Annotated in this window: 4 protein-coding genes and 1 tRNA gene; 4 read left to right on the plus strand and 1 reads right to left on the minus strand. The window is 72.2% G+C overall.

What is annotated here, in order from left to right:
• Positions 1-6 precede the first annotated feature (6 nt).
• Positions 7-567, plus strand: coding sequence for a hypothetical protein (locus tag E1165_RS27910; protein WP_132394686.1), 561 nt, complete (start codon positions 7-9; stop codon positions 565-567).
• Between the two features lie 102 nt (positions 568-669).
• Positions 670-2,016: an NAD(P)/FAD-dependent oxidoreductase gene (locus tag E1165_RS27915; RefSeq protein WP_132394683.1), complete on the plus strand. Its 1,347-nt coding sequence runs from the start codon at positions 670-672 to the stop codon at positions 2,014-2,016.
• Between the two features lie 52 nt (positions 2,017-2,068).
• Here the strand turns inward: E1165_RS27915 and E1165_RS27920 are convergent, their stop codons facing one another.
• Positions 2,069-3,910: a hypothetical protein gene (locus E1165_RS27920; protein WP_132394684.1), complete on the minus strand. Its 1,842-nt coding sequence runs from the start codon at positions 3,908-3,910 to the stop codon at positions 2,069-2,071.
• A gap of 103 nt (positions 3,911-4,013) precedes the next feature.
• Between E1165_RS27920 and E1165_RS27925 the strand changes: the two genes are divergently transcribed.
• Both E1165_RS27925 and E1165_RS27930 read left to right on the plus strand, forming a co-directional pair.
• Positions 4,014-4,094: transfer RNA gene (locus E1165_RS27925), tRNA-Leu, on the plus strand.
• 110 nt (positions 4,095-4,204) lie between these two features.
• Positions 4,205-5,020: a Bax inhibitor-1/YccA family protein gene (locus E1165_RS27930; protein WP_132394685.1), complete on the plus strand. Its 816-nt coding sequence runs from the start codon at positions 4,205-4,207 to the stop codon at positions 5,018-5,020.
• The last annotated feature ends 229 nt before the right edge of the window (positions 5,021-5,249 follow it).

The raw sequence follows: 5,249 nt of genomic DNA on the forward strand, positions 1-5,249 counted from the left end.
GGCCGGGTGAAGGCGGTGGTGGAACGGGTCAACGCGGTACGCCGCGTGGTGCGTCGGGTGTCCCCGACGACACTCCTGGTGCGTTCCGGCATCTTCGTGGTGGTGCTGGCCGGTCTGCTGCTGGCGTACCCGGCGCAGCTGTTCCAGCCCCGGACGCTGCTGGCCCTGGCGGTGGTGGCGGCGCTGCCGGCGGCTGCGCCGCGCCGTGTCTGGCCGACCTTCGCGGCCCTGGTCACGGTGGGCGGCTGGGTGCTGGCGTCCGCCGGGTACGACCGCCCGATCGCGCTCTGGCGGCTACTCGCCGTGGCCGCGGCGCTCTACCTGGGGCACACCCTCTGCGCGCTCGCCGCGGTGCTGCCCTACGACGCGCTCGTCGACCCGGACGTGCTGGCGCGCTGGCTGACCCGGGCCGCCGCGGTGATCCTCGCCACCTGGGTCGTCGGGGTCGTGCTGGCCTGGTTGGGCGGGATCGGCGACGGTGCCGGTTTCCAGACCGCGACGGTGGCCGGACTGCTGGTGGCGGTGGGGTGCAGCGGGCTGCTGGGCTGGTTGTTGCGTCGCAGATAGCGGGATGACAGGGCACGTTGTCCAGGTCACAGGGGTTGTGCTCCGTCACAAGTGGGGGTCTCGACCGGGATTAGCCGAGCCGCCCGGGGAAAGATAGTTGACGTGAACCCGAAGCGGATCCTTGTCGTGGGTGCCGGGCACGTCGGCCTGTACGCCGCTCTGCGCCTGTCCAAGAAGCTGAGCTCCCGTGAGGCCGAGGTCGTCGTCGTCGACCCGCAGCCGCACATGACGTACCAGCCGTTCCTCCCGGAGGCGTCGGCGGGCAACATCTCGCCCCGTCACGCCGTGGTGCCGCTGCGTCGTGAGTTGCGCAAGTGCAAGGTCGTGGTGGGCGCGGTGACGCGGATCGACCACGCCCGCCGCACGGCGGTGGTGCAGCCGATCAGCGGCCCGACCAGGGAGATCCCGTACGACCACGTCGTGGTGGCCCCCGGTTCGGTCTCCCGGACGCTGCCGATTCCCGGCCTGCACGAGCACGGGATCGGGTTCAAGACCATCGGTGAGGCCATCTACCTGCGCAACCACGTGCTGGACCGGCTCGACGTGGCCGCCGCGACGGTCGACCCCGAGGTCCGGCGCAACGCGCTGACCTTCGTCTTCGTCGGCGGCGGCTACGCCGGCATCGAGGCGCTCGCCGAGATGGAGGACATGGCCCGCGACGCCCTGCGCTACTACCCGGAGCTCAGGCCGGAGGACATGCGCTGGGTGCTGGTCGAGGCGACGCAGCGGGTGCTGCCCGAGGTCGACCGGGACATGGGCGCGTACACGGTGCAGCAGTTGCTGAAGCGCAACATGGACATCCGCCTGGACACCCGGCTGGAGTCCTGCGTCGACGGGGTGGTCAAGCTCTCCGACGGTGACAGCTTCACGGCGGACACCATCGTGTGGACCGCCGGCGTGAAGCCGTCGCCGATGCTGGACGCCACCGACTTCCCGCGCGACGACCGCCGCCGGGTCACCTGCCTGCCGACCCTCCAGGTCGTCGACGGCGACCGGGTGGTCGAGGGCGCGTGGAGCGCGGGCGACTGCGCCGCCGTGCCGGACCTCACGAAGGAGCCCGGCAACTACTGCTCGCCGAGCGCGCAGCACGCCGTGCGTCAGGCAACGCGGATGGCCGACAACATCGTCAACGTGATCCGTGGGCGTGAGCCGGTCAACTACAAGCACAAGCACGCCGGCAGCGTGGCCAGCCTCGGCCTGCACAAGGGCGTCGCCCAGGTGTACGGCATCAAGATGACCGGTTGGCCGGCCTGGTTCATGCACCGGACGTACCACATGAGCCGGATCCCGTCGTTCAACCGCAAGGTCCGGGTCGTGGTCGACTGGTCGCTGGCGTTCTTCCTCAAGCGCGAGGTCGTCGCCCTCGGCCAGTTGCACGATCCGCGCGAGGAGTTCGCCGAGGCCTCCGCGCCGCCGAAGCAGCCCGTGGGTGCCGGCAAGCGGACCTGACGCACGGTACGACGAAGGGCCTCTCCTGCCGGGGGAGGCCCTTCGTCGTCTGCTAGACCCGCCAGGTCCAGGCGTCGGCGATCCGGGTGCCCGGGCCGTAGAGCTGCACCAGGGTGCGGCGCAGGCTCTCCGCGTGCGGGGCGTCGTCGGTCACCGCCACGCACGAGGCGCCCCAGTGGTCGGCGTCCGCGCGGGCCTGCCGCCGCTGCCGTTCGTCGACCACCGGCTCCCCGCCGTGCCGCGCCACGTCGGCCAGCAGTTCCGAGGTGGGCCGCTTGAACGTGCCCATCGCGGCGGAACCGCCCGAACCGTACGGGCCGATGAAGAAGCCCTCGGGGATCGCGAACCGCACGCCGGCCGCCGTGGCCCAGCGCATCGGCCAGGGCTCCTTCGGGGTGGCCGCCGGCACCGGCACCAGCACCCCGCCGGGGCGTACGCACTCGCGCCAGTGGCCGCCGCTGATGAACTCGGGCAGCGCCGGCCGGTCGGTGGCCGGCAGGGGAGTGGGGAAGGCCGTGAGCAGGGCCGCGCCGACCACCGCCGGGACCAGTCGCCGGGCCCGCCCGGGGCAGCGCAGCGCTCGGTCCACGGCGAGCGCCAGCAGCGTGCCGGCCAGCGGCAACACCGCCAGCCCGAACCGGGTCGGCAACGCGCCGTCGACCACCGGCAGCCCGGCGAGCAGCGCGTACGGCCCGGGCAGCGCGGTGCGGTCGCCGTCGAGGACCACCTGCGGGCCGAGCGACAGCGCGCCCATGGTCAGGGCCGCGACGACGCAGGCGACCACCAGTGGTCGGCGTGGCCGGCCGGAGAGCGACAGCCAGAGCGCGCAGCCGGTGGTGACCAGCAGCAGCGGCAGACCCAGGAAGGTGTTGTACTCGGCCGGTCCGGTGGTGAGCCGGGCCGAGGTGTCGTCGCCGAGCACCGACAGCGGGGACAGCGTCCACCAACTGCGCAGGTCGGCCGAGAAGTAGTGCGGACTGAACATCCCGTCCGCCACGCCCTGGGGGCCGGCGAACTGGAACCACAGCGGCCGGCCCAGGACGACCAGGGCGAGCCCGGCGGCGAGCAGCAGGCCGCCGGCGAATCCGGGCAGCGCGCGGCGCACCAGGTTCCGGTCGGCGAGGCCGTATGTGACGGTCATCACCAGCAGGGTGACCGCCGCGAGGAAGAGCACCTCCTCGCCGACGAAGATCTGCACGGTCACCGCGGCGGCCAGCCCCACCGCGGAGCTGACCAACCGCCGCCGGTCGAGCGGTCCCGGCCCGGGGTCGGCGGCGCGCAGCAGTCGGACCACCAGCCAGACGATCACCGGTACCAGCCACTGTGCGGTCATGTGCAGGTGGCTGTTGGACTGCGACACCATGCCCGGTCCGAAGCCACACAGCCCGGCACCGAGCGCGGCGGCGATCCGCCGGGCCCGCAGCGTCCGGGTGAACAGCAGGTACCAGGCGACGGCGGTGCCGGCCAGGTTCGCCCCGACCAGCAGGGCGAAGGTGACCGGTGCCCCGAACAGGAGGGTGACCGGGGCGAGCAGCACCCCGATCGCGATGACCGTGGTGTTGGTCATCAGGTTGACCCCGTCCGGGGCGTTCAGCTTGTCGGTGAGCAGATGGAAGTCGCCGTGCAGTGCTCGCGCGTCGACGGCCAGGAACCACTCGTAGAGTGTCTGGTCCGCCGGGTTGAGGGCCAGCACCCGACCGGACGGGTCGGGCCACAGTTCGTGGCTCACCCATCCGGCGAGCAGGAGGAAGACCAGCACGACGACCAGGTCGGCGCGGTGCTGGCGCAGTAGTGAGCGCCACCGGGCGAGGCGGGAACCGGCCGTGGCCGATCTGGTGGGGTCGACTGTCAGGTCGCGGTCGGGGCCGGGCGCCGTACGGGCTGCGCTGGTCACGAACCCGACCCTAGCCGTCGAGCGGCACGGGGTACGCCCCGTGGCCCCGCAACGGTTACGGTGACACGTGCACTGCCGCGTGTCGACGCGCCGGTGCCGCCCTGCCCGGGTGGTGGAACGGCAGACACGGCCGCCTTAAAAGCGGCTGCCGCAAGGCGTGCGGGTTCGACCCCCGCCCCGGGCACCGCAGACTCTCAGCTATCCCACAGGTTGCCGTGCGGCGGGCCTTGCCCTTGAGTCGTACCCTGTAAGGGCACGCCAAGCGTGCGACGACCCCCTGAGGGAGGCCTGAAAGTGAAGACCTCGAACCCGGTGCTCGCCCGGCTCGGCCAGGCGGCCGAGCGGGAGCGTTCCGCCGGGTACGCCCAGCCCGGGCCGTACGGACAGCCGGGCATTCCCCAGCAGTACCCGGGCCAGCCCGGCTACCCCGCCGCCCCGGTGGCGGCCGGCACCATGTCGATCGACGACGTGGTGGTCAAGACCGTCGCTCTTCTGGGCATCCTCGGTGTCTCCGCCGCGGCCGCCTGGGTGCTGGTGCCGGACGCCCTGCTCGGTCCGGCCTGGATCGGCGCGGCCATCGTCGGCCTGGTCCTCGGCCTGATCATCTCGTTCTCCCGGATGGCGAATCCGGCGCTGGTCATCGCGTACGCGGTGGTCGAGGGCGCCTTCGTGGGCCTGGTCAGCAAGGCCTTCGAGACGCTCTACGACGGCATCGTGCTCCAGGCCGTGGTGGCCACCTTCGGCGTCTTCTTCCTGATGGCGATGCTCTACAAGGCGCGGGTCATCCGGGCGACGCCGAAGTTCGTCAAGGGCATGATCGCCGTGATGGCCGGCCTGTTCGGCGTCATGCTGATCAACTTGGTGCTGGCGCTCTTCGGTGTCAACACCGGCCTGCGTGACGGCAGCCCGCTGGCGATCGGTTTCAGCCTGGTCGTCGTGGTGGTCGCCGCGCTCAGCTTCGTGCTGAGCTTCAACGAGGTCGAGCAGGGTGTCCGGATGGGGCTGCCCCAGCGATACTCGTGGACCGCCGCGTTCGGCATCGTGGTCAGCCTGGTCTGGCTCTACCTGGAGCTGCTGCGGCTCATCAGCTACTTCCAGGGCGACGACTGACGCGCCGCCACCCCATGGCGCCCGCCACCGCGTATCGCGGCGGCGGGCGCCGTCGTCTGCGCACCAGGCGGACCACCTCCGGCCGGGACGTTCCCCGTTTCCCCCGCACCGTCCCCCCGGCCCGGGCAGAGTGATCCCAGGACCACCATCCACCGCCCCGTTCCGGTGCGTCCCGGCCCGTTGACCGGTCGGGACGGCGCCGCCAACCCCGGGTCCAACAGGGCGGGGG

This window comes from Micromonospora sp. KC723, from assembly GCF_004348595.1.
Classification (GTDB): Bacteria; Actinomycetota; Actinomycetes; order Mycobacteriales; family Micromonosporaceae; genus Micromonospora.